Annotated in this window: 23 protein-coding genes; 7 read left to right on the top strand and 16 right to left on the bottom strand. The window is 48.7% G+C overall.

Going from position 1 to position 25,898, the window contains the following annotated elements:
- Positions 1-122 precede the first annotated feature (122 nt).
- The 3 genes from ttdB to GPK83_RS09405 form a co-directional block, all read right to left on the bottom strand.
- Positions 123-749: a L(+)-tartrate dehydratase subunit beta gene (gene ttdB / locus GPK83_RS09415; RefSeq protein ID WP_215704627.1), complete on the bottom strand. Its 627-nt coding sequence runs from the start codon at positions 747-749 to the stop codon at positions 123-125.
- The gene (gene ttdA / locus GPK83_RS09410; protein WP_345941794.1) at positions 749-1,651 is read right to left on the bottom strand and encodes a L(+)-tartrate dehydratase subunit alpha; all 903 of its coding nucleotides are present in this window, start codon (positions 1,649-1,651) and stop codon (positions 749-751) included. Before ttdA ends, ttdB begins: the two co-directional genes overlap by 1 nt.
- Before the next feature lie 231 nt (positions 1,652-1,882).
- Positions 1,883-2,530, bottom strand: a complete 648-nt coding sequence (locus GPK83_RS09405) for a GntR family transcriptional regulator (protein ID WP_215704626.1) — start codon at positions 2,528-2,530, stop codon at positions 1,883-1,885.
- A gap of 317 nt (positions 2,531-2,847) precedes the next feature.
- On the opposite strand from GPK83_RS09405, the gene GPK83_RS09400 reads away from it, so the two are divergent.
- Positions 2,848-3,798 carry an NAD(P)-dependent oxidoreductase gene (locus GPK83_RS09400; protein WP_215704625.1) on the top strand — a complete coding sequence of 317 codons (951 nt, stop codon included), beginning with the start codon at positions 2,848-2,850 and terminating at the stop codon, positions 3,796-3,798.
- 174 nt (positions 3,799-3,972) lie between these two features.
- A complete protein-coding gene (locus GPK83_RS09395) occupies positions 3,973-5,112 on the top strand; it encodes an amidohydrolase (RefSeq protein ID WP_215704624.1) in 1,140 nt (379 codons plus the stop codon).
- Between the two features lie 202 nt (positions 5,113-5,314).
- Here GPK83_RS09395 and GPK83_RS09390 read toward each other — a convergent pair whose 3' ends face one another.
- Positions 5,315-6,727, bottom strand: a complete 1,413-nt coding sequence (locus tag GPK83_RS09390) for a cell wall-binding protein (protein WP_215704623.1) — start codon at positions 6,725-6,727, stop codon at positions 5,315-5,317.
- Between the two features lie 387 nt (positions 6,728-7,114).
- Between GPK83_RS09390 and GPK83_RS09385 the strand changes: the two genes are divergently transcribed.
- The 3 genes from GPK83_RS09385 to GPK83_RS09375 are packed head-to-tail and all read left to right on the top strand — an operon-like array spanning position 7,115 to position 10,813.
- A complete protein-coding gene (locus GPK83_RS09385; RefSeq protein ID WP_117472219.1) occupies positions 7,115-7,975 on the top strand; it encodes a class I SAM-dependent methyltransferase in 861 nt (286 codons plus the stop codon).
- Between the two features lie 24 nt (positions 7,976-7,999).
- Positions 8,000-9,358, top strand: coding sequence for a Trk system potassium transporter TrkA (gene trkA, locus GPK83_RS09380; RefSeq protein ID WP_215704622.1), 1,359 nt, complete (start codon positions 8,000-8,002; stop codon positions 9,356-9,358).
- A 12-nt stretch (positions 9,359-9,370) separates the two neighbouring features.
- Entirely contained in the window at positions 9,371-10,813 is a 1,443-nt protein-coding gene (locus GPK83_RS09375) for a TrkH family potassium uptake protein (protein WP_117552794.1), read from the top strand.
- A gap of 317 nt (positions 10,814-11,130) precedes the next feature.
- Here GPK83_RS09375 and GPK83_RS09370 read toward each other — a convergent pair whose 3' ends face one another.
- The 5 genes from GPK83_RS09370 to GPK83_RS09350 all read right to left on the bottom strand — a co-directional run bounded on the left by GPK83_RS09370 (position 11,131) and on the right by GPK83_RS09350 (position 15,286).
- Entirely contained in the window at positions 11,131-11,919 is a 789-nt protein-coding gene (locus tag GPK83_RS09370; protein WP_118299152.1) for a ZIP family metal transporter, read from the bottom strand.
- Between the two features lie 177 nt (positions 11,920-12,096).
- On the bottom strand, positions 12,097-14,280 hold the full coding sequence (feoB, locus tag GPK83_RS09365; RefSeq protein WP_215704621.1) for a ferrous iron transport protein B: 2,184 nt from the start codon (positions 14,278-14,280) through the stop codon (positions 12,097-12,099).
- A 115-nt stretch (positions 14,281-14,395) separates the two neighbouring features.
- Complete coding sequence (locus GPK83_RS09360) at positions 14,396-14,620, bottom strand: ferrous iron transport protein A (protein WP_015552719.1); 225 nt, start codon at positions 14,618-14,620, stop codon at positions 14,396-14,398.
- 245 nt (positions 14,621-14,865) lie between these two features.
- Positions 14,866-15,078, bottom strand: coding sequence for a FeoA family protein (locus tag GPK83_RS09355; RefSeq protein ID WP_021905207.1), 213 nt, complete (start codon positions 15,076-15,078; stop codon positions 14,866-14,868).
- Between the two features lie 31 nt (positions 15,079-15,109).
- On the bottom strand, positions 15,110-15,286 hold the full coding sequence (locus GPK83_RS09350; protein ID WP_015552721.1) for a FeoB-associated Cys-rich membrane protein: 177 nt from the start codon (positions 15,284-15,286) through the stop codon (positions 15,110-15,112).
- Positions 15,287-15,668: 382 nt separating this feature from the next.
- On the opposite strand from GPK83_RS09350, the gene GPK83_RS09345 reads away from it, so the two are divergent.
- Positions 15,669-16,871 (top strand): FprA family A-type flavoprotein, encoded by a 1,203-nt coding sequence (locus GPK83_RS09345; protein ID WP_215704620.1) that lies wholly within the window; start codon positions 15,669-15,671, stop codon positions 16,869-16,871.
- Positions 16,872-16,886: 15 nt separating this feature from the next.
- Positions 16,887-17,393 (top strand): flavodoxin family protein BilS, encoded by a 507-nt coding sequence (gene bilS / locus GPK83_RS09340; RefSeq protein ID WP_015552723.1) that lies wholly within the window; start codon positions 16,887-16,889, stop codon positions 17,391-17,393.
- Positions 17,394-17,579: 186 nt separating this feature from the next.
- Here the strand turns inward: bilS and GPK83_RS09335 are convergent, their stop codons facing one another.
- The 7 genes from GPK83_RS09335 to GPK83_RS09305 form a co-directional block, all read right to left on the bottom strand.
- A complete protein-coding gene (locus GPK83_RS09335; RefSeq protein ID WP_215704619.1) occupies positions 17,580-18,995 on the bottom strand; it encodes a serine hydrolase domain-containing protein in 1,416 nt (471 codons plus the stop codon).
- A 285-nt stretch (positions 18,996-19,280) separates the two neighbouring features.
- Positions 19,281-20,483, bottom strand: coding sequence for a M20 family metallopeptidase (locus GPK83_RS09330; protein WP_177968141.1), 1,203 nt, complete (start codon positions 20,481-20,483; stop codon positions 19,281-19,283).
- A 22-nt stretch (positions 20,484-20,505) separates the two neighbouring features.
- Positions 20,506-21,801 (bottom strand): CapA family protein, encoded by a 1,296-nt coding sequence (locus tag GPK83_RS09325; RefSeq protein WP_215704618.1) that lies wholly within the window; start codon positions 21,799-21,801, stop codon positions 20,506-20,508.
- Between the two features lie 3 nt (positions 21,802-21,804).
- Complete coding sequence (locus GPK83_RS09320; RefSeq protein WP_117472207.1) at positions 21,805-23,070, bottom strand: M20/M25/M40 family metallo-hydrolase; 1,266 nt, start codon at positions 23,068-23,070, stop codon at positions 21,805-21,807.
- Positions 23,071-23,087: 17 nt separating this feature from the next.
- Positions 23,088-24,056, bottom strand: a complete 969-nt coding sequence (locus tag GPK83_RS09315; RefSeq protein WP_117485128.1) for an ABC transporter ATP-binding protein — start codon at positions 24,054-24,056, stop codon at positions 23,088-23,090.
- A complete protein-coding gene (locus tag GPK83_RS09310) occupies positions 24,049-25,050 on the bottom strand; it encodes an ABC transporter ATP-binding protein (RefSeq protein ID WP_117485130.1) in 1,002 nt (333 codons plus the stop codon). The genes GPK83_RS09315 and GPK83_RS09310 overlap by 8 nt, the downstream gene beginning before the upstream one ends.
- 10 nt (positions 25,051-25,060) lie before the next feature.
- The gene (locus tag GPK83_RS09305; protein WP_345941793.1) at positions 25,061-25,639 is read right to left on the bottom strand and encodes an ABC transporter permease; all 579 of its coding nucleotides are present in this window, start codon (positions 25,637-25,639) and stop codon (positions 25,061-25,063) included.
- Positions 25,640-25,898 lie beyond the last annotated feature (259 nt).

Raw genomic sequence — 25,898 nt, 5'->3', positions numbered from 1 at the left:
TTGTATTGCCTACAAATAGGATAGCACATTTTGTTGAAGTTTCTTTATATTATTTTATCTAGCACAACAGGTTAATTTATTATCCATGATGTACTCCCCCAAAACTTATTATATTGTTATCTTTATTTGATAAAACTTACCTGCGGATAGATCTCCTCTAACGCTTTATCTTTTCTCTCGTTAAATGTGACCTTGTTTTCCTCAAAGAGATTTCTTCCGTCCGGATCAATGGAGACGATTAACGGTCCAAGTTCCTTCACATCACAGTGCCATAAGGTCTCCGGCATTCCGAGGTCTCTCCACTGTGCTTCCACGATCTGCTCAACATGGGTTGCGGCAACAACAGCACATCCGGCCGGGAATACGCAGTGAATCGCCTTGAAATTCTTGCATGCGTACTCTGTATTCGGGCCCATGCCGCCTTTTCCGATGATCACGCGGACGCCTGTCTGCTCCACAAATTCCTTCTCGAACTTTTCCATTCTCATGCTCGTTGTCGGTCCAATGGAGACCATCTCAAATTTGTCATCTGGAAGCGGGCGGATGATCGGGCCTGCGTGGAAGATCGCCGCGTCTTTTACATCCACCGGAAGTTCCCTGTGCTCTTCCACGAGACGGCGGTGTGCCACATCACGGCAGGTCGTCATGCTTCCGTTTAAATATACGATATCACCGACATGGATTCCTTCCAGATCCTCAGCGCTGATCGGTGTTGTCAGAATTTTTTTTCCGTTCTTTACCTCAACCATTATAAAGTCACCTCCGAATGTGTTGTGATCGTGTAATTTAAGTCTTTATCAAAGATAATGTGTCCGCGGCGGTGGGACCAGCAGCCAACGTTTACTGCCACACCGATTGCAGATGGATGTCTTGCGGTGTTTTCGATATTGACCCCCATGACGGATGCTTTTCCGCCCATTCCCTGCGGTCCGAGACCGATATCATTGATACCTTTTTCAAGAAGTGCTTCCATCTTTGCGGCGCGCTCATTCTCATTGTGGCTTCCGATCGGACGCATCAGTGCTTTCTTGGAAAGAAGTGCTGCGGTCTCGACAGATGTTGCGACGCCGACGCCAACAAGAAGCGGAGGACATGCGTTTAAGCCATAGCTTGTCATAACGTCAAGGACGAATTTCGCGACTCCTTCATATCCGGCACCTGGCATTAAAACCATCGCCTTTCCAGGAAGTGTGCATCCGCCGCCTGCCATGTAGACATAGATCTCACACTGGTCGCTGTTCGGGACGATATCCCAGAATACGGTCGGTGTTCCTTTTCCGACGTTCTTTCCGGTGTTGTACTCATCAAAAGTCTCGACACTGTTGTGGCGGAGCGGGGCATCCACAGTCGCACGGACAACCGCTTCCTTTAAAAGAACTTCCAGATCATCGATCAGCGGGAACTTTGTTCCGCATTTTACCCAGAACTGGATCACGCCGGTATCCTGGCAGCTCGGTCTGTTTAACTCAGAGGCTAATCTCTGGTTTAAGTTCATTGTCTCATAAATGGACTTTGCAAGCGGGTTTGTCTCCGCCTCTGCTAATTCTGAAATTTTTGCCTTTACATCGTCCGGGAGATGCTTTCCGATATAGTCCGTAAAATGGGCGATATATGTGGTAAGCTTCTCCACCTGCTCCTCTCTGTTCATCATATAACCTCCTTAAAATTTTTGACTGTACGTGCTTTAATTTTGACTTCCGGCAGTCATTTGATTTTCGTCTGCATGTTGATTTCTTGTGTTTGATATTTTATTTTTTATCATGTATACAATTTATGTATTTAAAATAAAACAGTATGATGAAAAAGTCAATACCAATTTTACTTTTTCATCATACTGTCTAATTTGTAGCTTATGTTTTTGTGCATTATAGATAAATCGTATTTACTCTCTGTACCGCGTCAGCATATCATCCAGGCTTCTCCTGATATGTTTCTCCATCCGCGCTCTCGCGGTCTCCGCGTCCTTCGCCGCGATTGCCTCATAAATTTCCTTATGTTCCACAAACGATTTCTTCGCGTACTCCATCTCCGTCATCTGGACTCCCATGGAAAGTCCGTTCCAGAGTTCTGAGAGCATTGTCACAAGCTTCTCATTCCCCGACGCATTCCAGATCTCGTAATGGAACGACTGGTTCATATCCGAATATCTGCTGCTGTCTCCGGAAGCGAGCATCTCCTCCGATGCCTTCAGACAGTTTTGCAGGGCAGAGAGATCTGCCCCGGTTTCCACGCAGAGCACACAGGCGTACCCTTCAAGCACTGCCCGGATCTGATAGTGATCCCGCAGCGTCTTTTCCGTAACCCCTAAAACGGTGGCTCCTTTATTCTGTTTCAGCTCTAAAAGCCCATCCCTAGCGAGGATCTGAAACGCCTCCCGCACCGGAGTGATCGACACCCCAAGCTCCTGAGCCGTCGCCTCGAGCGCCAGCGTCTCGCCTTCCTTAATCTGTCTCGATATAATTGCCTTTCTGAGCGCCGAAGCAACCCGCTCCCTCGCAGGCATCAGTTTTACCGGTTTTAATCCAAGCATATGATTCCATCCATTTCAAATATTATGGCATAAGTATACTTCCGAAATCAGGACAGCGCAAGTAGCTTCCCGCTAATTTCCAGCACTTAGGCAGTGGCATATTTCCCACTCACTGTCTCACAGGCCCGTTTAAGTTCTTCTGGAAGTATCGCTCTTGGGCACACAAGTTTCAGACGGATAAAGCCGTCGGAATCCCCATCAGGCCACGACAATACTAAAACGATGGTCAAAATCTCTATTGTTACTTTGTTTCAAGAGCGCTATAATAAACATGTCCGCTAATCACGAACTATTACTATTCTCAGGAGGATTTACCCATGAGTGACAAGACCGTTGTATTAAACGCAAAAAAAATGAACTTTGACGGAAATCTCGACTTTTCTGTTCTCTCTTCCGACGTGACCGTCTACGATGATACCACACCGGAACAGCTCTTAGAGCGCATTGAGGGAGCCGATATTATCGTCACAAAGGAGATGCCGGTAAACGGTGACCTGATCCGCAAATTTCCGGCTTCCGTAAAGCTGATCTGTGAGGCTGGTACCGGATACAACAATCTGGATCTTGATGCCGCAAGGGAGAAGGGAATCACCGTCTGCAATATCCCGGCATACAGCTCCGAGCGCGTAGCCCACACGGCGGTCATGATGATCTTAAATTTAAGCTCCACCATGCAGGTCCAGATGAAAATGCTGGCAAACGGAAACCATGATAACTTTACGAAAAATCTCCAGGTTCCGCACGTTGAGGTAAACGGAAAGACTTTAGGAATCATCGGTGCCGGACATATCGGAAAGACTGTTATGAAGATTGCAAAAGCTCTTGATATGGACATTCTCGTGTATACAAGAACACCGAGAGCCGACGAAGACGGCATCCGCTATGTGGATCTTGAGACTGTCTTAAAGAACAGTGACTATGTTTCCCTGCACTGCCCGTTAACTCCGCAGACAAAGCATCTGATCAATAAAGAGACTCTTGCGCTGATGAAGCCGACCGCCTTCCTGATCAACACCTCCCGCGGTGCTCTCATCGATGAGCCGGCTCTGATCGAAGCGCTTGAAAAGCACCAGATTGCAGGCGCAGGCCTCGACGTCCAGGAGGTTGAGCCGCCGAAAGCCGACAACCCGCTCTACACCCTCGACAACGTGATCCTCACCCCGCATATGGGCTGGAAGGGACTTGAGACAAGACAGCGTCTCGTTTCCATCCTTGCCGGAAATGTAAAGGGATTCCTTGAGGGAACACCGGTGAATGTAGTTTCATAACTCAAATATAAGGAACTTTTCATCTTTTAAGATGAAATAGTTCCTTTTTTTTATTACTGTTTGCGCAAAGCGTGAATCGTAACTTATTTTTAACTACTGTACAGAAAGAATCCTTGAAATATTCTCGCAATTCATGTATGATAGAGTTATGATTTGAAAAGAGGAGGAATTCCCATGATTTGTATCAAGAACGGAACACTTCACACAGCGGTATCAAAGGAAACTTTTATCGCTGACATCCTGATCGACGGCGGAAAGATCGTGAAGATCGGAAAAGGTCTCTCTGCTGACGGCGCTGAGGTTATTGACGCTACCGGACTCCATGTTTATCCGGGATTTGTTGAGGCCCACTGCCATATCGGTCTTGACGGCTACGGGATCGGCTACGAGGGACATGACTACAATGAACTGAATGACCCGGTAACTCCACAGGTACAGGCGATCGACGGAATCAACCCGTTTGACCCGTGTATGGAGATGGCCGCGAAAGCCGGTGTTACCTGCTTCGCAACCGGTCCAGGCAGCTCCAACTCCATTGGCGGAACCTTCGCTGCTATCAAACCGGTTGGAACCCGTGTTGACAATATGATCGTAAAATTCCCGATCGCTATGAAATGCGCTTTCGGTGAAAACCCGAAACGCTGCTACCAGAAACAGGGAATCTCCAGCCGTATGACAAATGCCGCAAAGATCCGCGAGGCTTTAAATAAAGCGAAGGTTTACAAGGCAAAGATCGAGGCGGCCGGTGATGACGCCTCCAAGCTTCCGGCTTACGACCAGAAGTCCGAAGCTCTGATCCCGGTATTAAACCGTGAGATCCCGTTAAAGGCTCATGCCCATCAGGCAAACGATATCTTCACCGCGATCCGTATCGCGAAGGAATTCGGTGTCGGCCTGACTCTGGAGCACGTGACAGAGGGCCATATGATCGTGGATGAACTCGCGAAGGAGAATCTCCCGCTCGCGGTAGGTCCGACCTTCGGACATGCCTCCAAATTTGAGCTCCAGAATAAGACCTGGGAGACACCGGGCATTCTCGCAAAAGCCGGATGTCATGTCTCCATCATCACAGACGCGCCGGTAACTCCGCTCCACTACCTGCCGCTCTGCGCAGGGCTCGCCATCAAAGCCGGAATGGACGAATATGACGCACTCCGCGCCGTAACCATCAACCCGGCTGAGCACATTGGCATCGCTGACCGTGTCGGTTCTCTGGAAGAAGGAAAAGACGCCGATGTTGTCATTGTTGACGGCTGCCCGTTTGATGTGACAGGTGTGATCCAGCATGTCCTGATCAACGGCGAGGAAGTTTAAACGCACTAAAAAACTGAGGATTTCTGACTGTCTGTATTTGCAGTCGGAATCCTCTTTTTATTTAACCATCATATGTAAAAGTTCTCTGCGCAGATCCTGCTGCCGGAAGTTTCCTGGATACATGGCAGCTAACATAAAAGACCAGGAACATCTCTGCCCCTGGTCCTTCAAAAACTCCTTTATCATTTATCCAAGATCCACATCAATCATTCTCAAATACTGGTTCTGTCGGCTCACCGTATTCTTCTTTCGTGCTCGCCGTCTCATCGTTGATCTGAGTCAAAATTCCGCTGGAATTTACCTTAAACTTGTTTCCGTCGCGGTCCTTCACCGTCGTATTCTTTGAGATACGTCCGGAGGAGTTTACAACGTAAGTCTGGTATCCGTTGCTTCCATTCGGGATACTGATCAATGCGTAACGGCTGGAGCTGTCCGCTTCCTGAAGCTTACCCATATAATAGAGATAGCCATTCTTCACACCGCTGACACCGCGTCCCGCGTAGGTTCCCTCATTAAAGTAGAAGGTCGTCTTATTTCCATCACCTTCCTCCACCGTCATCTTTCCCTTTACGGAAATTCTGGAGGATGCGTCAAAGTAATAGGAGGTGTACTCTCCTGTCGATCCGATCTGTATCTTCTTTAATCCCTTCACTGGATTTCCCTTCTGGTCAAAGAGATATGTCTTTCCGTTGATCTTGACAAAGTCACTTGTGGACGCTTTTCCGTCCTTCGGACCTGTCTTCGGTGTTCCATCTTTCTCGAAATAGTACCAGACAACCGGCTCATCCACATTATCCTGGAGCTGTTCCGGCGGATTTAAGGAGAGCCATCCGGTGATCGACGCACCGAGAGTCGCGTTCTGGATCCCACTCTCCGCAAAATATCTCCAGTTCTCGATCGTGTCCTTACTTGCATTCTCCGGGTCACCTTCTAAATACACCCATCCGGTCTGCATCCGTCCGTCCTCGTCGAAGCAGTAATATTTGCCATCGATCTTCATCACCTTATAATCGCCGCCGTTACTGCTCGTCGACGGGCTGTTCTTCTTTCCGCTCGCAGAGAAGTAGAACCAGTATTTTCCGTCGTCGCTCTCCGGTCCGTAGAGATCCTTATCCTCATCCTTCGGCTCCAGATACTTCCAGCCGGTGGCCATAGCGCCGTTGGAGCTTAAATAGTAATCCCCATCCTCGGACCATCCGGTCTGCATAATTCCGTCGGAATCAAAGAGATAACTCTTTCCGTCGATCTTCTTCCAGCTGTCCTTCGTGACTTTTCCGCTGGAACCGAAATAGAACCAGTATGTCGTCCCATTATCCCTGCTGTACGGGGAAGCCAGCTGCATCCATTTATTTGACACCATGATTCCGTTGGAATCCACATAGTAATCATTGTCTGCCCAGCTGTTGACCGCCATCTCGCCGCTGCTGTTCAAATATCTCCAGAGGTTGTCCGCGCCCTTTTTCCACTCGTTTGTCACGCGGTTTCCGTTTTTATCAAGATACGTCCATATATTATTGGAAAGCGCCCAGCCTTCCGCTGCGTAGGCGTTCATCGTCAGACATCCGAAAGTCAGGACCGCCGCTGCTGCCAGTATTCTTAACCCTTTTTTCTTCACTCGCTCCGTCTCCTTCCTGTACCCCAAAAGGCGCATAACTATCGCCAACATCCATTCCGGATCAGCTTCGCCGATGGGATTTCTGCCTTCCGGCCGTATTTTTCATTTCGCAATACATCTGATTTTATTTTACCAGTAACTCCCTGATTATTCAACCGAAAATACCTGTCAATTCTCTTAAGTCCCCACCACAGTTCTGCCGCATTCCCGCCACAGAAAGACACATTTTCCGTTCATGTTCCCCATATTTCCGCCAACATCCCGCATTCCATCCCCACTCCTATTTGACAGTATCCCCCGAATCTATTATACTGGTATATCATAGGTATTTTATGCCCCTGATCCGTTTTACGCAAAAAAGTCTAAAGAAAGAGATGGAATACAATTATGTGGATAGCAGATGGATGGAAGGACTATGAGGTCATCGACTGTTCCGGCGGTGAAAAGCTGGAGCGTTGGGGAAAATATATTCTGGTCCGTCCGGATCCCCAGGTTATCTGGGATACCGATAAAAAGGCACCACAGTGGAGAAAGATGAACGGCCACTACCACAGAAGCTCAAAAGGCGGCGGCGAGTGGGAATTCTTCAGTCTCCCGGAGCAGTGGAGCATCAACTACAAAGGACTGACCTTCCAGTTAAAGCCCTTCAGCTTTAAGCATACCGGTCTTTTCCCGGAACAGGCGGCAAACTGGGACTGGTTTGGCGAAAAGATCAAAAACGCGGGACGCCCGGTCAAAGTCTTAAACCTCTTCGCCTACACCGGCGGAGCAACACTGGCAGCCGCGAAAGCCGGAGCTTCCGTGACCCACGTTGACGCCTCCAAGGGCATGGTCGCCTGGGCAAAGGAGAACGCGAAGTCCAGCGGCCTTGAGGACGCGCCGATCCGCTGGATCGTGGATGACTGCGTAAAATTCGTAGAGCGTGAGATCCGCCGTGGAAACCACTACGACGCGATCATCATGGATCCGCCTTCCTATGGAAGGGGCCCGAAGGGCGAGATCTGGAAGATCGAGGACGCGATCTACCCGCTCGTAAAGCTGTGCGCAAAGCTCCTCTCCGACAAGCCGTTATTCTACCTGATCAACTCCTACACCACCGGACTTGCCCCGGCGGTGCTGACTTATATGCTCGGAACAGCCGTTGTCCCGCAGTTCGGCGGAACCGTGAGATCAGAGGAGATCGGACTTCCCGTTACGGGTTCCGGGCTCGTACTCCCGTGCGGCGCTTCCGGACGCTGGGAAGCATAATTAATTGAAAGGACCAGTAAACATATGAAGATCATCATTGTCGGCTGCGGAAAGGTCGGCGTGAGCCTTGCGGAGCGCTTAAGCGCCGAGGGCCACGATCTCGTTATGGTCGATATGAATCCGCAGAAAGTGGAACATCTTTCCAACCAGTTTGACGCCCTGGGAATCGTTGGAAACGGCGCCAGCTTCAATATCCAGCAGGAGGCCGGTGTGGAAAGCGCGGACCTCTTTATCGCTGTCACCGGCGAGGACGAATTAAACCTCCTCTGCTGCCTGATGGCGAAGAAGACCGGACACTGTGACACCATCGCCCGCGTAAGAAACCCGCTCTATAATAAGGAGATCCGTTTCATTCAGGAAAAGCTCGGACTCTCCATGATCATCAACCCGGAGCTGACGGCGGCCAGAGAGATCTTAAAGCTCTTAAAATTCCCGTCCGCCATCAAGATCGACACCTTCGCAAAAGGACGTGTCGAGCTTCTCCGCTTCCGCTTAAAGCCGGAGATCGGGTTCGGCGGAAAAACTGTCATGGATATCATGCGGCAGTTAAAATGCGATGTCCTGATCTGTGCCGTTGAGCGCGGATCCGAGGTCGTGATCCCGAACGGAAGCTTTGTCCTTCAGGATACGGATATCCTCTCTATCGTGGGATCTCTTGAAAATACGGCTCAGTTTTTTGAAAAGATCGGTCTCCGCTCAAAATCCGTAAAAAATTCCCTGATCATCGGCGGCGGCACCATCGCCCACTATCTGGCCCAGGACCTCTTAAAGATCGGGTTCCGTGTCCGGATCATCGAGCAGCGGAAAGAGCGCTGTGATTACTTAAGCGAGGTGATTCCCGGCGCTGACATCATAAACGGGGACGGAAGTGATCGGGATCTTCTTCTGGAAGAAGGCCTGACCTACGCTGATTCCCTTGTGGCCCTCACCGGACTTGACGAGGAGAATATCTTCCTCGCCCTCTACGGAAAGCTCCACTCCAACGCAAAGCTCATCGCGAAGGTCAATAAGATCGCCTTTGACGACGTGATCGACAGCTTCGGTATCGACAGCATCATCTACCCGAAGTACCTGACGGCAGATTATATCCTACAGTACGTCCGTGCCCGCCAGAACACCATCGGCTGCAACGTGGAAACGCTGTATAAGATCCTGGACGGCCGTGCCGAAGCACTGGAGTTCTCCATCAAAGAGGATTCCCCTGTCACGAATGTGCCGCTTATGGACTTAAACTTAAAAGACAACCTTCTGATCTGCTGCATCAACCGCAACGGTCAGATCCTCACCCCCCGTGGTCAGAATATAATCAAGGTCGGGGATACCGTGATTCTCGTGACCACAAACCGCGGTCTCGGTGATATCCGGGATATCTTAAAATCATAAAGGAGCGATTCCATGAATTATTCGATGATCTTTTATATTATCGGCTGGATTCTGGACGTGGAGGCGGCGCTTCTTGTGCCATCCCTGGCAGTCTCCCTGATCTACCATGAAAGCTGCGCGCTGGCATTCTTCATCACGATCGTCCTCTGCCTGATCCCAGGTGTGATCCTTGTCCGCAAGCAGCCGAAAAACAAGGTATTCTACACAAGGGAAGGTTCTGTGACGGTTGCCTTAAGCTGGATCGTCATGAGTATCATGGGTTCCATCCCGTTCCTCTTAAGCGGATCCATCACAAATCCGGTGGATGCCCTGTTTGAGACTGTGTCCGGATTTACGACGACCGGTGCCAGTATTCTTCCCGCCGTGGAACCGCTTCAGCACGGCATCCTGTTCTGGAGGAGCTTTACACACTGGATCGGCGGTATGGGAGTTCTCGTGTTCCTTCTCTGCCTGCTTCCTCTTACCGGAAGCGGCTATCATATGAACCTCATGAAAGCAGAGAGCCCGGGCCCCTCTGTCACAAAGCTGGTCCCGAAGGTGCAGTCCACCGCAAAGATCCTCTATGGACTCTATCTGTTCCTGACGGTTATGGAGTTTGTTCTCCTGCTTGTGGGACAGATGCCGGTGTTTGATTCCCTGTGTACCGTTTTCGGCACCGCGGGAACCGGAGGTTTCGGTATCAAGAATGACAGCTTCGGAAGCTATTCCACCTACCTGCAGGGCGTAGTTACCGTGTTTATGATCCTTTTTGGCATCAACTTTAACGTGTACTTCCTCTTCTATATGAAAAAGCCGAAGGAAGCACTGCGCTGCGAGGAGGCGCGATGGTACCTCGGGATCATTGCCGCGTCGATCCTTGTCATCACGTTTTTTGTCCGGGATTTCTTCGACAGCCTGTTCCTCGCGTTCCACCATGTCGCGTTTCAGGTTGCTTCCATCATCACGACCACCGGCTTCGCCACCGTGGATTTTAACCTCTGGCCAACGATCCCGAAAACGATCCTGGTGCTCTTAATGTTTATCGGTGCCTGCGCGGGAAGTACCGGCGGCGGCATTAAGGTGTCCCGTGTCGTGCTGTTATTCCGGTCCCTGACAAAAGAGCTCTCCCAGAGTCTCCATCCGAATCAGGTCCGCAAGATCCATTTTGAGGGACGCGCGGTGGATCATGTGGTTCTCCGTTCCGTAAATGTCTTCATGGCGGCATACATCCTGATCTTCGCTATTTCCGTGCTGCTCATCGGCATCGACAACTTCGATCTTGTGACAAACTTTACCGCCGTCGCGGCGACCTTAAACAACATCGGACCGGGATTGGAACTTGTAGGCCCGGCCCAGAACTTCGGGCTCTTCTCCAACTTCTCCAAGCTTGTCCTGACCTTTGATATGCTTGCCGGACGTCTGGAGCTCTTCCCGCTGCTGCTGCTTTTCTATCGGGGTACCTGGAAGAGATTCTAATTAAGCAAACATTCCCGATAATAGATGTAATTTTGACAATTTGACTGATCCGTGTTGAAAAATCTGATTGACGGAAACAAAAAGTGGATATTCCAGAGTCACATCATGGACTCTGGAATATCCACTTTTCTTTTTATTCTTCTGACCTTTTTCCACCGGACAGAGGACAAGGGGGCGTCGCCCTTCCCTATAATATTATCTTAGCCGGGAAGACTCTCACCTCTTTCAGGTAGTGAGTAACAACAAACTCGTCTCAGTGGGAATCAGGTCCGACTGAGATAAACGCTCCGCGGGGATGCTCAATCGTCCATATTGTATCACCCAAGTGCCACATCAAGCATCATCATCAATGCAAACCCGACCGCAAACCCGATGGTCCCGATATTCGAGTGCTCTCCCTCCGCAGTCTCCGGGATCAGCTCCTCCACGACCACGTACATCATGGCACCTGCGGCGAAGGCGAGAAGATACGGCAGGACCGGAGCGAGGACCCTGTATAGCAGCACGGTCAAAAGCGCCGCGACAGGCTCTACAACGCCGGAAAGCGTTCCATACAAGAATGCCCGGTTGCTGCTCATTCCCTCACCCTTAAGCGGGAGGGAAATGATCGCGCCCTCCGGGAAGTTCTGGATCGCGATCCCGACGGACAGGGCAAACGCACCGGCTAACGTGATCCCGCTGTTTGCCGTAAGAAGTCCCGCGAACATGACACCGACCGCCATTCCTTCCGGAATATTATGAAGGGTCACCGCAAGGACAAGCATCGTATTTTTTTTTAACGTACAGGACGGACCTTCCGGTTCGTCGCACCCGATGTGAAGATGAGGCACATGTCCATCAAGGAACAGCAGGAACAGGATGCCGCAAAAGAATCCGGTCACCGCAGGCAGAAACGCCAGGCGTCCCAGATCCGCGGAAAGATTCATGGACGGGATCAGAAGCGACCACACGGATGCCGCCACCATGACACCGGACGCAAAGCCCAGAAGGCCTTTTTCCACATTCTGACGGATTCCCTTCTTCATAAAATATACACACGCAGCTCCAAGTGTCGTCCCCGCAAACGGGATCATGATCCCAAGAATAATATTTCCGATATTTTCCATCGTTTTTGTCTCCTTTGATCCGCGAAGGCCGTCCGGACCCCGGCGCGGCTCTCGCAATCTTCCTTCTATAAGCTATGCGGTTTCCAACTGAAAAGATCCAGGCCACGAAGCGATGTCCGCCTCTGACCTGGATCTTTTATAGAGTTTCTATGGAATAATGAAGTAATACTGCTAAAATTAAGCTGCCACAGAGCGGCGGGATGCCTTCTTCTGGTTCTTATATGGATCCGGACGGAACAGCATATAGAGGAATCCGAGAAGAACAACAACAGCTGCTGCTGTGCCGATTCCGAAGGAACCGCCTTCCATAAGAAGTCCGAACTGGTAGAACATCAGTGCTACACAGTAAGCGAATACGTTCTGGAAGATGATTGCAAACCAGAACCACTTTCTGGACTGCATCTGCTGGGCCATTGTGGAAATAGCCGCCAGACACGGGGAGTTTAACAGGTTGAATACAAGGAAGGAGAAGGCTGCTGCCATTGTCGGGAACCAGTCTCTGATCGCGGCTGCGACAACGTCTGTCTCCTCGGAGAGATCCTCGCTGACATTTGCAAGGACACCCATTGTGGAAACGATACCCTCTTTTGCGGAGAATCCGGAGATCGCCGCTGCAACGCACTGCCATTTGCCCCATCCGAGAGGAGTGAAGATCCATGCAAGAGCGCTTCCGAGGATTGCCATGAGACAGTTCTCTGTGTCTTCTACCATACCGAAGGAACCATTCTCGAAACCGAAGGTGGAGAGGATCCACATGATCACGCAGGCAAGGAACAGGATCGTTCCGGCTTTCTTAATGAAGCCCCACAGACGCTCCCAAGTGTGCATAAGAACGGTCTTGGCAGACGGGATGTGGTATGCCGGTAACTCCATAACGAACGGAGCTGCCTCGCCGGAGAACGGTTTTGTCTTCTTTAACATGATCGCTGCTACAAGAACGCAGACGATACCTAACGCATACATTAAGAATGCTGTATTTCCCGCATCGGAGTAATCTCCGGAGGTCCAGCCGACCATGATACCGCCTAACAGAGCGATGACCGGAAGCTTCGCGCCGCACGGAATAAATGTGGCCGTCATAATGGTAAGACGTCTGTCGTTATCATTTTCGATGGTCTTGGAAGCCATGATACCCGGGATACCGCAGCCGGATGCGATAAGGAGCGGAATGAAGCTCTTACCGGAAAGTCCGAAGTGACGGAACACACGGTCCATGACGAATGCGATACGTACCATGTATCCGCAGTCCTCAAGGATGGAAAGCATTAAGAATAAGAGTGCCATCTGTGGCAGGAATCCGAATACGGCGAAGAGTCCGCCGAGAATACCGTCTACTACAAGACTCTGGATGAAGTCGCTTGCACCTGCTGCCGCGAGTGCCGCGCCTGCCCATTCCTGAATGCCGCCGCCGAATGTATCATTTGCCCAGTCTGTACCCATGGTACCAAGTGTGCTTACGCAGATGTAATAAACGAACCACATCACTGCCGCGAAGATCGGGATACCCAAGATACGGTTTGTAACGATCTTATCGATCTTATCGGAGGTGGAGAGCTTCTTGCCGGATTTATTAACGGCTTTGTCGATCACGCTTCCGATGTATGTATAGCGCTCGTCTGTGATGATACTCTCTGTATCGTCGTCCTGCTCTTTCTCAAGACGTGTAACTTCTGTGTTAACAGCTGCCATAGCGGATGCCGGAAGATGTAACTGCTCGATGACCTTGCTGTCCTTCTCAAGAAGCTTGATTGCGAACCATCTCTTCTGGTCTGCGTCCACAGCGTCACCGACAGCCTCCTCAACCTTCTCAATTGCGTTTTCTACGCTTCCGGAGAAGATGCCGGCCGGGTTCTTCCACTCGTTCTTCTTCGCTGCCTCGATTGCCTTCTCGACAACCTCCTTAAGGCCTGTGCCCTTTAATGCGGAGGTTTCAACGACTTCACAGCCGAAGATCTCGGAAAGCTTCTTCACATCGATCTTATCCCCGCTCTTTGCAAGCAGATCAGCCATGTTTAACGCGATTACAACCGGAATACCGATCTCGAGGATCTGAGTCGTCAGATATAAGTTTCTCTCAATGTTTGTTGCGTCTACCAGATTGATGATCGCCTGCGGTTTCTCGTGAACGAGGTAATCACGGCTTACGACTTCCTCCAGTGTGTACGGGGAAAGGGAGTAAACACCCGGAAGGTCTGTGATGATGATCTCTTCACCGCTCTTGGCAGATTTTAATTTACCTTCTTTTTTCTCTACAGTTACACCCGGCCAGTTTCCGACATACTGGTTCGCGCCTGTGAGGGCATTGAACATGGTCGTCTTACCACAGTTCGGGTTGCCGGCTAATGCGATTTTAATAGCCATTTTTCATCCTCCTATTTTCCTGCACTTGTGTTGTCACTGTCCACATTCTGGGCGGACTGCAACTGGGTTTTGCCAATGCTTTGCATACACATTAGGCAAAACATTTATCCCGCCATTAAACTGTAACGACTTCGACACTTTCCGCATCGTCTCTTCTCAAAGACAGTTCATATCCACGAACCGTGATCTCGACCGGATCACCGAGCGGCGCTACTTTACGAACGTAGATCTCGCTGTTTTTGGTAATGCCCATGTCCATGATTCTGCGGCGGAATGCGCCCTCTCCGTTGATCTTTACAACTTTAACCGTTGTATGTACCGGAACTTCACGTAATGTCATGTCTTCTCCTTTCTATCCTTGTGAACCGCTCCTGCGGTCCGGATCCATTCCCCTGCCTTTTGTGAATTTTTTCCAAAAGTTTTCGATTAGCTGATGCTAATTAGTGCATGCTAACCATTGGGGAAAAAGCAAAGCGGGAAATCTCCCACTTGAACTTTCATCATCCATAACTGCCCATTCTTCCCAGTCTGCACTTCCCTGCTGGATAAGGCAAACTGCTGAACAGTCACCGTCTTTTTTCACAGCTACTGCACCATAACGTGCTTTGCCATCTCCTTGTTGATCGCTACTCTGGAATCCTTGATGTTTACGATCAGGTTTCCGTTGAGTTCAGAGATCACTGTCACTGCCGCTCCGTCCACGAAGCCAAGATTCGCGAGGAATCTCTTTGTATCCTCCGCTCCGCCGACACGCTGGATCATACCGGTCTCACCGGCACGTAAAAATGTCATTGGCATCATGTTTCCTCCTATTTACACTCCCATCCGCTCAGGCTTTGTGAGCTTTCGGAGCTGTATCGTAATGGACACTGCCGCATCCGCTACACCCGGAGCAGGAACCGCAGCAACCTCCGCAGGAACCGCTCTTCTTCTGTTTCCGGATGCTCTTTATCACACCGATCACGGCCATGGCAACCAGCAACAAAACAATTACATCTGTAAGCATTTCTATCACCTCTCACCAAACCATTTGTGGGAACAGTCGTATTGATAACGAATATCAATTTCAAATGAATTATATGACTTCATCCCACACTTGTCAACTGGTATTTAATAATTTTTTAAGATTTTACAGGATGGTTTTACTTGCTTTCCAAAGGCTTTCCATTTAAAATAATAGTATATCTGCGTCAATATTTCTGTCTTGTCTGAATTTGCTTTTATATTGTTAAAATTCGCCGATAATAGGAATATATAGGTCCAGATGATTTTATTTTTCGACCTTTTGTGACTCTTTCAGAAGCCAGTACCTTTCCGGTATTTCACCGTTCTCGTTCTGGCAGATTCGGAAAACGCCACAGCAATATTAATATCAGGAGGTTTTTAACATGAATAACATAAGAAAGCTTACAGATTCCCTCTTCTGGGTCGGCGTCAACGACCGCCGCATCGCTCTCTTTGAAAATGTTTATCCGGTTCCTACAGGAATGTCCTATAACTCTTACGTTCTTCTGGACGAGAAGACAGCGCTCTTCGATACCGTGGATGCGTCCTTCACCCATGATTTTCTCGAAAATGTGACTGCCGCCTTAAACGGCCGCACTCTGGACTATCTGATCGTAAACCACATGGAGCCGGACCACTGCGCCTCCATCGCCGATGTGATCGCCGCTTACCCGGAGGCAAAGATCGTATGCACCGCAAAGGCTGTGGGAATGATGAAACAGTTCTTTGATTTTGATATGGACAGCCGCGCGATTCCGGTAAAAGAGGGCGATACCGTCTCTCTTGGCTCCCACGAGATTACCTTCGTGATGGCACCGATGGTACACTGGCCGGAGGTTATGGTTACCTATGAAAAGACAGAAAAGATCCTGTTCTCCGCTGATGCCTTCGGTTCCTTCGGCGCTGTCGACGGAAATATCTTTGCTGACGAGATCGACGATAAGGGTGCCTGGCTCTCTGAGGCAAGACGTTACTATACAAATATCGTTGGAAAATTCGGCATGTCCGTACAGGGTCTCTTAAAAAAGGCTGCCGGACTCGAGATCCGGATGATCTGCCCGCTCCACAGCGTGATCTGGAGAGAAGATCTCCCATGGCTCATCGATAAATACCTCAAATGGAGCTCCTATACACCGGAAGAGAAATCTGTAACGATCGCCTACGGCTCTGTTTACGGTCATACGGAAAAGGCTGCCGATATCCTTGCCGGAAAGCTTGCTGACCGCGGCATCCGCCATATTTCCGTCTTTGACGTTTCCAAGACCCATCCGTCCTACATCATTGCAGACGCGTTCCGTACCTCCGCGATGGTCTTTGCATCTATCACCTACAATGGCGGTATCTTCTGCAATATGGATACGCTTCTCCACCAGCTTGCGGCCCACGGTCTTACAAACCGTACCGCGGCCCTGATCCAGAACGGAACCTGGGCGGCAACCACCTCAAAGCAGATGGGTGAAATCCTCGGTACAATGAAAAATATCCATGTGCTCGAGGCAGATGTAACCATTAAATCAGCTCTGAAAAATGATCAGGAAGCTGAGCTTGACGCACTTGCAGACGCAATTGCCGCATCATTACAGTAAGTGGAGGAAATGCCAATGAAATATGCAATCGTTTATTCCAGTAAAACCGGAAATACTGCAGCACTCGCAGATCGTCTCCATGATATCCTTCCGCATGAGCACTGTGTTTATTTCGGTGATACGTCCCATTACTCCCCGGAGCTTGGCGCGGACCTTATCTTCGCCGGTTTCTGGACCGATAAAGGAAGCTGTGATGACAGGACACGGATCTTCTTAAAAAACCTTCAGAATACGAATATCGCTCTTTTCGGCACAGCCGGATATGCCGCTCCTGATTACATCCACTCGATCTTAAAGCAGGCAGAGGCAAATATTCCCGTAAACAACACCGTTCTGACAGGCTTCGTCTGCCAGGGGAAAATGCAGCCGGCAGTCGCCGATAAATTTGCCGCAATGCTCGAAAAGGACCCGGAGGACGCAAAGGGAAAGCTTCTTCGCGATACGTACCAGGAAGGTCTCTCCCATCCGAACGAAGAGGACTTCGCAAACTTTAAAAAGTGGGCTGAAGGCTTTATCCACTAATTGATCGTCATATAAAACGCACTGCATGGATTCCGTATGGCGGTTAAACTCAAGTCGAAACGTCCGTGAGACTTTACGCATGATTCTGGTCAGCGAAGCTGACATATTCCTATCAGAATCACGAAATGCCGGATGATCGGTCTTCCCGATCACCCGGCATTTTTTCATACTCAAACCTTGCTCCAATCAGTCTTTCACTCTCGGCAGCATTCTTCCGCCGTATCCGATTGCAAAGATCTCACCATTCTCATTTTCAAAAAATCTAACGTAGCCATCCTTATCCGGATTTCGCACAATCCCTAAAAATTCCTGTACCGGCACAAATCGAAGAAGCGTCTCTCCCTCTTTGACTGCCAGATTTCCATCTTTTTCAAAGATCGTGATATTGTTATCTTCATCTGAACGGAAGGTGCCGCACATCGCCTTTCTCTTTTCCGCATCCCACTCCGTCTCCTGGTAAACAAATCGGTCCTCGATCGGATTTCTTCCATGATACATCCGCATTGCTGCATCCGCGATCGTGCTAACCGGCACGCCCGACGTGTTGCACAGTACCATAACACCCACTCCGGCATCATACGACCAGGATAAATTCGACGAAACTCCCGGCAGGCTTCCGCCATGCTCCATAACCGTCAGGTCATCCATCTTCTTCTGCGCAAGGCCAAAGCAATAATGGCTATCCGGGCGATAATCGATTCTTGGGCGGCACATCGTCCGTACACCCTCCTGGGAGAGGATCCTTGTTCCATCGATCCCCTTTCCGTAATTCAGATACATGCAGATGTATTTTTTCATGTCGGCAAGCGTAGATTTCAGGGAACCGGCTCCTCCGAGGGAAAATGCATTGTCATGGTAATCTCTGCCGGAGGTCATGACACCCTTTTGCATTTTGTAGAGAACTGCCGCATTCGCATCCGCTGCCGGTCTTACATACTCTCCGCTGCTCCGCTCCATATGAAGAGGCTCAAGAATATGTTTTTTCACATATTCCGCAAAGCTGTTCTCCCCGCCGACACGACGCACGATCTCTGACAAAAGTCCAAAGCCATCATTGCAATAGCTCATGTAGTTTCCCGGATCTCCGATCAGACCGCCGTTTTCCTTTGTCTGGGCATCCAGCAGCTCAGCGACTGCCTTTGTTCCTTCCAATGCGATCTTCTCACAGAACGCAAAATCCCCTGTCTCATTCTCATCCAGTCCTGCCTTCTGCGCGATCTCATTGATGATTGTGCGGTGCATCGGATAAAAGCCCGCTGTGTGACATAAAAAGTGCCATACCTTTATCGGTTTCTGATTGCGGTTTGTAAATTCCGGAATATATTTGCTCACCAGATCATCCAGATCTACTTTTCCGGCTTCGACTAACTGCATGATCGATAAAGCCACAAAGGATTTCGTGACAGACGCTAACCCGAAGATCGTATCCTCATCGATCGGCAATTTTCTCTCCTGATCCCGGTATCCAAAAAACTTTTCATACTGTGTCTTTCCATTTCGGTCAACGATCGCAACCGCGATTCCCACTGCGTTGGAACGTTCCTGTATTCTGGATACAAGTTCCTCAAAAAGAAATCTTGACGCATTTGTGATTTTGTTCATAGGTACTCCTCTCCTTTACGCTGCGCGCACCTGGTGATCTGATTCTCACACAGGTGCGCAGTCTTCATATTGATTATATCGATTCTGATCGATTTATTCAAATATTCTTTTTGAGTTTCCTATACAGATCACTGTATTTCTTAATTATGAGTAACTATTCAGTACCTTCATAGTTACGTGCAAAAATCCATTCCAGATCAGCTTCGCTGATGGGATTTTTGCCTTCCAGCCTATGTTTTCTTACGGTCAGCGCAGCAAGTGCGCAGACCTACTGAACAGTTACAATTATGATTTCTTCTCTTTATAAAAATCCGGGATCTGCTGTTCATGGAATCTACGGATCTCCGCCTGAAACTCATCGCTTGACAAAATATCATATCCTGTCATCGCAAGACCCTTAGCACCTTTCAGGCAGATTTCCTGAGCTTCTTCACTTTTTGCAGCATCCGCGTACTCTTTCGTATGAGCCTGAATCGTTTTATCATCAGTGATCGACAGATAATCATGGATCGCCGGAATTTTTATAGAAACATTGCCGATGTCGGATGATCCGTACTGTGCCTTCGGATCCGGCCACTTCATCTCAATTCCCAATGTCTCCATGTTATCTTTAAATGCCTGACACATCGGCCGGTTCGGATAACGCTCCGCTGATATCTCACCCCAGCTGATATCCGCTTTTGCTCCGGTCAACTGTTCCGCGTTTCTGACACAGAGTTTTATTACATCGATCAGCCCTTCGATTCTCTTCATGGTATCCGCGCGGATACAGAATTCACAATCTGCTGATGCCGGAATTACATTGGCCGCACTTCCGCCATTCGAAATGATTCCATTGATGTTATCCTGCGGGTCAAAAGTCGGACGCATCAGATCGATCTGCTGGAAAACATGAATGACAGCGCTCAGTGCATTGATTCCATTTTTAGGTACGGAAGAATGTGCGCCTTTTCCGGTAAAATGCACTTTTACAGAGCAGGCAGCCCGGCCTCCGCGTCCTACAAGATTTGAACCACCTGATGACGGATGCATCATCAGGGCAAAGTCAACATCATCAAACGCCCCATTTTTCAGAAGCTTTACCTTTCCGGCACCGCCTTCTTCCGCAGGTGTTCCTATGATACATACTTTTCCCGGGAGATCTTCCATCACGGAAGCGAGTCCCAGAAAAGCCCCCGTTGAACACGTTGCGATTAAATTATGGCCGCATCCGTGTCCAACTCCTTTCAATGCATCATACTCTGCCAGAAAGGCTACGGTCGGACCCGGTTTTGATCCTTCTTTTTCAGCCCGGAACGACGTTTCCAGACCTCCGTATCCCTGTTCAACACGGTATCCGTGCTTTTTCAATACATCACTGATATAGCTAAGCGCATGAAATTCCTCAAATCCCAATTCAGGATCATCGTGGATCTTTCTGGATAATTCTTCAAGTTCTTCCCTGTCCCGGTCAATTTCGCTCAGAATTTTACGCTTTCTCTCTTCCATATCCGCTCACCTTCTATCTTCTTTAAAGTCTGATCGTTCCTACGCCGTCTTTAATTTCCATCTCAGTTCCATAAGGTTTTGAAAGCTCTGCCAGGTATGACAGTACGTTCTCATCACCGGTCAACACCGGAACTCCTTTTTGCGGCCTTTTTTCTGTCATTCCAAGAGAAATCGGATACAGTTTGATTTCTGTTAAATGTCCATCTTCCATGGTCCAGCCCGCCATCACGGATAACCAGATCTCCGGAAGCACTCCGTATCCGGCCGTGCCATTTTTACTACGGGCATCCATATAAGCACCAACCTTGGTATCCAGCGGCATTTTTTTATTTATGTATGCATCGTAAGGCTGCTTTTCCACAGTTTCTGTCTCAAAGAGGAAATTTCCCAGACTGTAGAAGATAGGCGCTCCGTGATAGATCTCAATTCCGCGAAGTTCATGCGGTCCGTGTCCGATTACCGCATCAGCTCCTGCATCCACACATCTTCTTGAAAATGTCTCAAGGAACATGGATGGAACCGTTGTGTCTTCCCCATCTGTCTCATGACCATGAAAGCTTACAAGAACGATATCTGCCTGTTTTTTTGCCTCAATGATCTCCTTCTCGACACGTTCCATATCAGCCGGGAACGGAACGCTCTCGATCCAGTCTTTTTCATCCAGAACAAATTTGTATGTTCCAAAGGGCAGTGTTCCGGAAGCCGGCGGATTCTTATATCCGTTTTTTACAGACCGCTCCATCGTTGCGTTGATCTTTGTAAGCGCCGCCAGTTCTTCTGCTTTCTTATAATTCTCTTCCGTGACATGGTAAATCGTTTCATAACGAAGCGGATTTAATCCAGGTCTTCCGATCAATTCCGCGCTCTGTCCACCAGCCATTCCTGACTCATGGAAGCTTGAAGAGACCGCAATCATTGCGACACGTCCGTTTTTCGTCTCCAGATAGCATGGTTTTGATGCCTCGGAAAGATTTTTTCCTGTTCCGGCAAAGATCATGTCTCTCTCTTTGAGATTCCGGATCGTCGCAAGAACGCCTCCATGACTGTAGTCGCAGGAATGATTATTTGCCGTATTAAACAGATTAAAACCAAACGATCTCATATCATCAAGGGTTCTTGGATCTGCCATTGCCCAGGTTCCTCCGGAAAATGCTGCCGGATATCCTTCCTCATTGTGGAATGTCATCTCCAGATTCGAAAATTTCACATCATACTGACTGATCACGTCTCTGACCTGCTCAAATCCTTCATAACCGCCTTCCGGAAATCTTCTTGTGATAAACGCATCTCCTGTAGCGATCAGTGTCATTTTCTTCATAATCTATTTTCCCTCCACAACAGAATTAGTCTCCCCGTCGATTCCTGCTGCCATCATCAATACCATAAATGCCTGCTGAACTGCCTTATATGAGTCGGTGATCGGAAACTTTTCATGAACACTATGATTCATTATATTTTTTCTATTTTCATCCGGTGCAAACGCGCGTCCAAGACAGATCGATGGAATTCCTTTCGAAACCGCTACGTTCGCATTTGTGCAGCCGCCTTTATGGAATACCGGTTCAATATCCAGAGACTTCAAACCAAGCCACGCGGATTCTACCAGTGGTGTATGGGAATCCTGAGTTCCGCCCGGAACCTGACTGATCAGGTTTTTATCCCAGGTGATCTCATCTTTTCCCCATTTTTCTGTTTCTTCCCGGCATGCTTCTTCGATCGCATCAAAGATTTTTGTGCGAAGCTTTGCAAGCTCCTCCGGTGAATTTGATCTGAAATTAAATTTGATGGTTGCCTGCGATGCGATCGCATGCACTCCGGCCGCAGTTCCACCGTGGAAATTTGAGACACAGAAGCTTGTCTTCGGATCTGATGGAACTGTAAAATCAGCGATCTTCGCAACTGCTCTGGCTGCTGCATGGATCGGCTGTGCCATCTCGCCAAACGATCCAAACGCATGACCGCCGATACCATAAAAGTTGACCTCGTAGGTTTCTCCGCTTGTCGCCTCGAAGATCAGTGCGCTCATGTCATTGTTATCAATTGTGAGTGAAATATCAATATCGTCATTATCATTCAGGAAATCTTTCATTCCGCCGAGGCCGCCCATACCTTCCTCGCGGGTAGTTGCCACAAATACAATGTCTCCGAATGTCTTGATCTCGTTCTGATTCAATGCTCTTAAAAGTCCCAACAGCATTGCCAGTGCTCTTGTATCATCACCGATTCCCGGTGCGTAGAGGAATCCGTCTCTCTCCTCTACACCATGTACCGTTCCAAATGGAAAGACTGTATCCAGATGACCCTCGATCAATACCTTCGGTCCTTTGCCGCTTCCTCTTCGAAGGCCAACAACATTTCCACCGCGGTCAATGTGAACATTTTCAAGACCGAGGGCTTTAAATTTTTCCATCATGACCGCTGCGCGTTTTTCTTCCTCCCCCGTCGGAGCCTCTATGAGAACCAGTTCTTTCTGCTCTTCAATCGTATTCCTCTCATCTTCCTGTATAAATTTCATAGCTTCCTTTACACACGGAATACTCATTGTATATTCAAACTGTTTTTTTACCCGCTCTGATACCTGATACATGCTTCATCCTCCTATATTCACTCACTCAAAAAATCCTTCCACAAATGACAGGAAACAAAATGACCCGGTCTGACTTCCATAAGCTTCGGACATGACTGATGACACTGGTCACAGGTATAAATACATCGCTTTGCAAATCTGCACTCATCCGGCGGATCGATCGGAGAACTAATCTCGCCTTTTAAGAGGATTCTTTCCGGACGGCTAATTCCAACTTCCGGGATCGGAATCGCGGAGAGAAGTGCCCGCGTATACGGATGGATCGGATGATCGAAAAGCTCCTCTGTCGGTGCCTTCTCGATCAGCTGACCAAGATACATAACTGCAATCTCATCTGCAAAGTGATTAACAACTGAGAGATCATGCGTGATAAAAATAAAGGTTAGTCCCATCTGCTCTTTCAGATCCTGAAGAAGATTCAGAATCTGTGCCTGAATGGACACATCCAGTGCGGATACCGGCTCATCGCAGACAATAAATTTCGGGTTCATCGCCAGTGCTCTGGCAATTCCGATTCTCTGTCTTCTTCCACCATCAAGCTCATGCGGGTATGTATTGACGAGACGCTGCGCAAGACCTACCGTTTCCATCAGTTCCTTCACGCGTGCCTCAATTGCTTTTTTGTCCTTCAGGATCTTGTTCTCTATAATCGGCTCTGCGATCGTCTGGCTGACCGTTTTTCTCGGGTCCAATGAAGAAAAAGGATCCTGGAAGATGATCTGCATGTCACTTCTCATCTTTCTCATTTCAGCTGCACTCAGAGAAGTGATGTCTTTTCCGTCAAAGACCACCTTTCCGGATGTCGGCTCTAATAATCTCAGGATCGCACGACCGGTTGTCGATTTACCACAGCCGGATTCTCCTACAATTCCAAGCGTCTTTCCCCTCTCGATCGTAAAACTCACGTCATCGACCGCATGCAGGGTTCCCCTGGCTGTTTTAAAATACTTTTTCAAATTTTTGACTTCAAGAATCGTATCAGCCATTCTTTTTCCCCCTCTCGATATGGAAATCTTTGTCTTCATATGCAAGGCAGGCAGCCTTATGTGTTCCTGTGAATGTTACAAGATCCGGTCTTCTCTTTTTACATGCCTCTGTTGCATAGTTACATCTCGGAGCAAACGCGCATCCTTCAGGAAGATCCGTCGGATCCGGCATCAAACCATGGATCGGTCGAAGTCTTGCCGTTCTATTTTTAATATTTGGTAATGAGTTGAATAAACCTTCTGTATATGGATGGAGTGTATGATTGAAAACTTCATCCAGGGTTCCTTCCTCGATGATCTTTCCGGCATACATAACAGCCACCCTGTCACACGTCTCTGCTACGATACCCAGATCATGGGTGATCATGATCACTGATGTATTCTTTTTCTCTTTCAGTTCTCTCATCAGGTGAAGGATCTGTGCCTGGATCGTTACATCCAATGCGGTTGTCGGTTCATCCGCAATCAGCAATTTCGGACTGCAGGCAAGGGCGATTGCAATAATAACTCGCTGCTTCATTCCACCGGAAAACTGATGCGGATATTCAATCGCACGTTCTCTCGGAATTCCAACAAGCTCCAGCATATCTTCCGCTTTCTTCCAGGCTTCTTCACGATTCACCTTTTCATGACGAAGCAGACTCTCTGCAATCTGCTGTCCCACGGTAAATACCGGGTTCAGCGAAGTCATCGGATCCTGGAAAATCATAGATACGAGTGTTCCCCGGATATGCTCCAGTTCGGATTCATTCATCCCAAGAACATCTTCCCCGCAGATCTCCATTTTATCGCATTCCATAACTCCCGGAGGAGAATCGATCAATCTTAAAAGAGATAATGCCGTAGTTGTTTTACCGGCACCCGTCTCTCCAACAAGACCAAGCGTTTCTCCCTGTTTCAGCTGGATATTGACACCGTTTACAGCCTCAACGGTATCTTCCTCCAGTTCATATTTTACACGAAGATTTTTGAGTTCAAGAACATTCTCTGCCATATTCGCCCTCCTATTTCTTTAATTTGGGATCAAGGGCATCGCGAAGGCCATCACCCATCAGATTCAGTGCAAGTACCGTAATCATGATCGCAAGTCCCGGGAACAATGTCATATAAGAATAGTCACGGATATATTTTCTTCCTCCTGATAAAAGAGCTCCCCACTCCGGAGACGGAGCCGGAACACCAAGACCCAGGAAGCTAAGGCTTGATGCAGAAATGATCGCGGATGCTACCCGGAGCGTTGCCTGAACAATGATCGGAGACAGGCAGTTCGGAAGAATATGTTTAAATATGATCTTTCGGTTGTTAAGTCCAATTGCCTTCGATGCTTCCACATATTCCTGGTTCCGGACAGTAAGGACAGCCGCTCTTGTAATTCGTACAAACTGGGGAACACTCGTAATTCCAACCGCAAGCATCAGGTTCCAGATACTCTGTCCAAGTACAGAAACAATAACGATCGCCATAAGCATATTCGGAACTGCTCCGAGAATATCGGTACAGCGCATGATCAACTCTTCCAGCCAGCCTCCGAAGAAACCTGCGATAGCTCCCAGCGTTACGCCGATAACAAGACCGATCGTCACGGCAACCAGGCCTACCGAACATGAAAATCTTGTTCCGTACAGGATTCTGCAGAAAATATCACGCCCAAGCTCATCTGTTCCAAACCAGTGATTCGCATTTGGGCTCTGAAGACGTTCTGCGAGATTCTGACCAATTACCTGTGTATCGTAATCAAGAAGGAAATCTGCAAAAACAGCAATAAACCTAGATTATTCACGGATCAGCCGTGAAAGTGGCTGAAAGCCACATAGTTACTGTATTTTAGCTGAATATTGCTTT

The organism is Clostridium sp. MCC328 (assembly GCF_018785465.1).
Classification (GTDB): Bacteria; Bacillota; Clostridia; order Lachnospirales; family Lachnospiraceae; genus Pilosibacter; species Pilosibacter fragilis.
The sequence above is the reverse complement of the archived record's forward strand: the minus strand, read 5'-3'. Positions and strand labels throughout refer to the sequence as shown.

Excerpts from the sequence above, each read along its gene's own strand:
- ttdB (WP_215704627.1), bottom strand. The coding sequence starts at position 749 with ATGGTTGAGGTAAAGAACGGAAAAAAAATTCTGACAACACCGATCAGC.
- ttdA (WP_345941794.1), bottom strand. The coding sequence starts at position 1,651 with ATGATGAACAGAGAGGAGCAGGTGGAGAAGCTTACCACATATATCGCC.
- GPK83_RS09405 (WP_215704626.1), bottom strand. The coding sequence starts at position 2,530 with ATGCTTGGATTAAAACCGGTAAAACTGATGCCTGCGAGGGAGCGGGTT.
- GPK83_RS09400 (WP_215704625.1), top strand. The coding sequence starts at position 2,848 with ATGAGTGACAAGACCGTTGTATTAAACGCAAAAAAAATGAACTTTGAC.
- GPK83_RS09395 (WP_215704624.1), top strand. The coding sequence starts at position 3,973 with ATGATTTGTATCAAGAACGGAACACTTCACACAGCGGTATCAAAGGAA.
- GPK83_RS09385 (WP_117472219.1), top strand. The coding sequence starts at position 7,115 with ATGTGGATAGCAGATGGATGGAAGGACTATGAGGTCATCGACTGTTCC.
- trkA (WP_215704622.1), top strand. The coding sequence starts at position 8,000 with ATGAAGATCATCATTGTCGGCTGCGGAAAGGTCGGCGTGAGCCTTGCG.
- GPK83_RS09375 (WP_117552794.1), top strand. The coding sequence starts at position 9,371 with ATGAATTATTCGATGATCTTTTATATTATCGGCTGGATTCTGGACGTG.
- GPK83_RS09370 (WP_118299152.1), bottom strand. The coding sequence starts at position 11,919 with ATGGAAAATATCGGAAATATTATTCTTGGGATCATGATCCCGTTTGCG.
- feoB (WP_215704621.1), bottom strand. The coding sequence starts at position 14,280 with ATGGCTATTAAAATCGCATTAGCCGGCAACCCGAACTGTGGTAAGACG.
- GPK83_RS09360 (WP_015552719.1), bottom strand. The coding sequence starts at position 14,620 with ATGACATTACGTGAAGTTCCGGTACATACAACGGTTAAAGTTGTAAAG.
- GPK83_RS09355 (WP_021905207.1), bottom strand. The coding sequence starts at position 15,078 with ATGCCAATGACATTTTTACGTGCCGGTGAGACCGGTATGATCCAGCGT.
- GPK83_RS09350 (WP_015552721.1), bottom strand. The coding sequence starts at position 15,286 with ATGCTTACAGATGTAATTGTTTTGTTGCTGGTTGCCATGGCCGTGATC.
- GPK83_RS09345 (WP_215704620.1), top strand. The coding sequence starts at position 15,669 with ATGAATAACATAAGAAAGCTTACAGATTCCCTCTTCTGGGTCGGCGTC.
- bilS (WP_015552723.1), top strand. The coding sequence starts at position 16,887 with ATGAAATATGCAATCGTTTATTCCAGTAAAACCGGAAATACTGCAGCA.
- GPK83_RS09335 (WP_215704619.1), bottom strand. The coding sequence starts at position 18,995 with ATGAACAAAATCACAAATGCGTCAAGATTTCTTTTTGAGGAACTTGTA.
- GPK83_RS09330 (WP_177968141.1), bottom strand. The coding sequence starts at position 20,483 with ATGGAAGAGAGAAAGCGTAAAATTCTGAGCGAAATTGACCGGGACAGG.
- GPK83_RS09325 (WP_215704618.1), bottom strand. The coding sequence starts at position 21,801 with ATGAAGAAAATGACACTGATCGCTACAGGAGATGCGTTTATCACAAGA.
- GPK83_RS09320 (WP_117472207.1), bottom strand. The coding sequence starts at position 23,070 with ATGTATCAGGTATCAGAGCGGGTAAAAAAACAGTTTGAATATACAATG.
- GPK83_RS09315 (WP_117485128.1), bottom strand. The coding sequence starts at position 24,056 with ATGGCTGATACGATTCTTGAAGTCAAAAATTTGAAAAAGTATTTTAAA.
- GPK83_RS09310 (WP_117485130.1), bottom strand. The coding sequence starts at position 25,050 with ATGGCAGAGAATGTTCTTGAACTCAAAAATCTTCGTGTAAAATATGAA.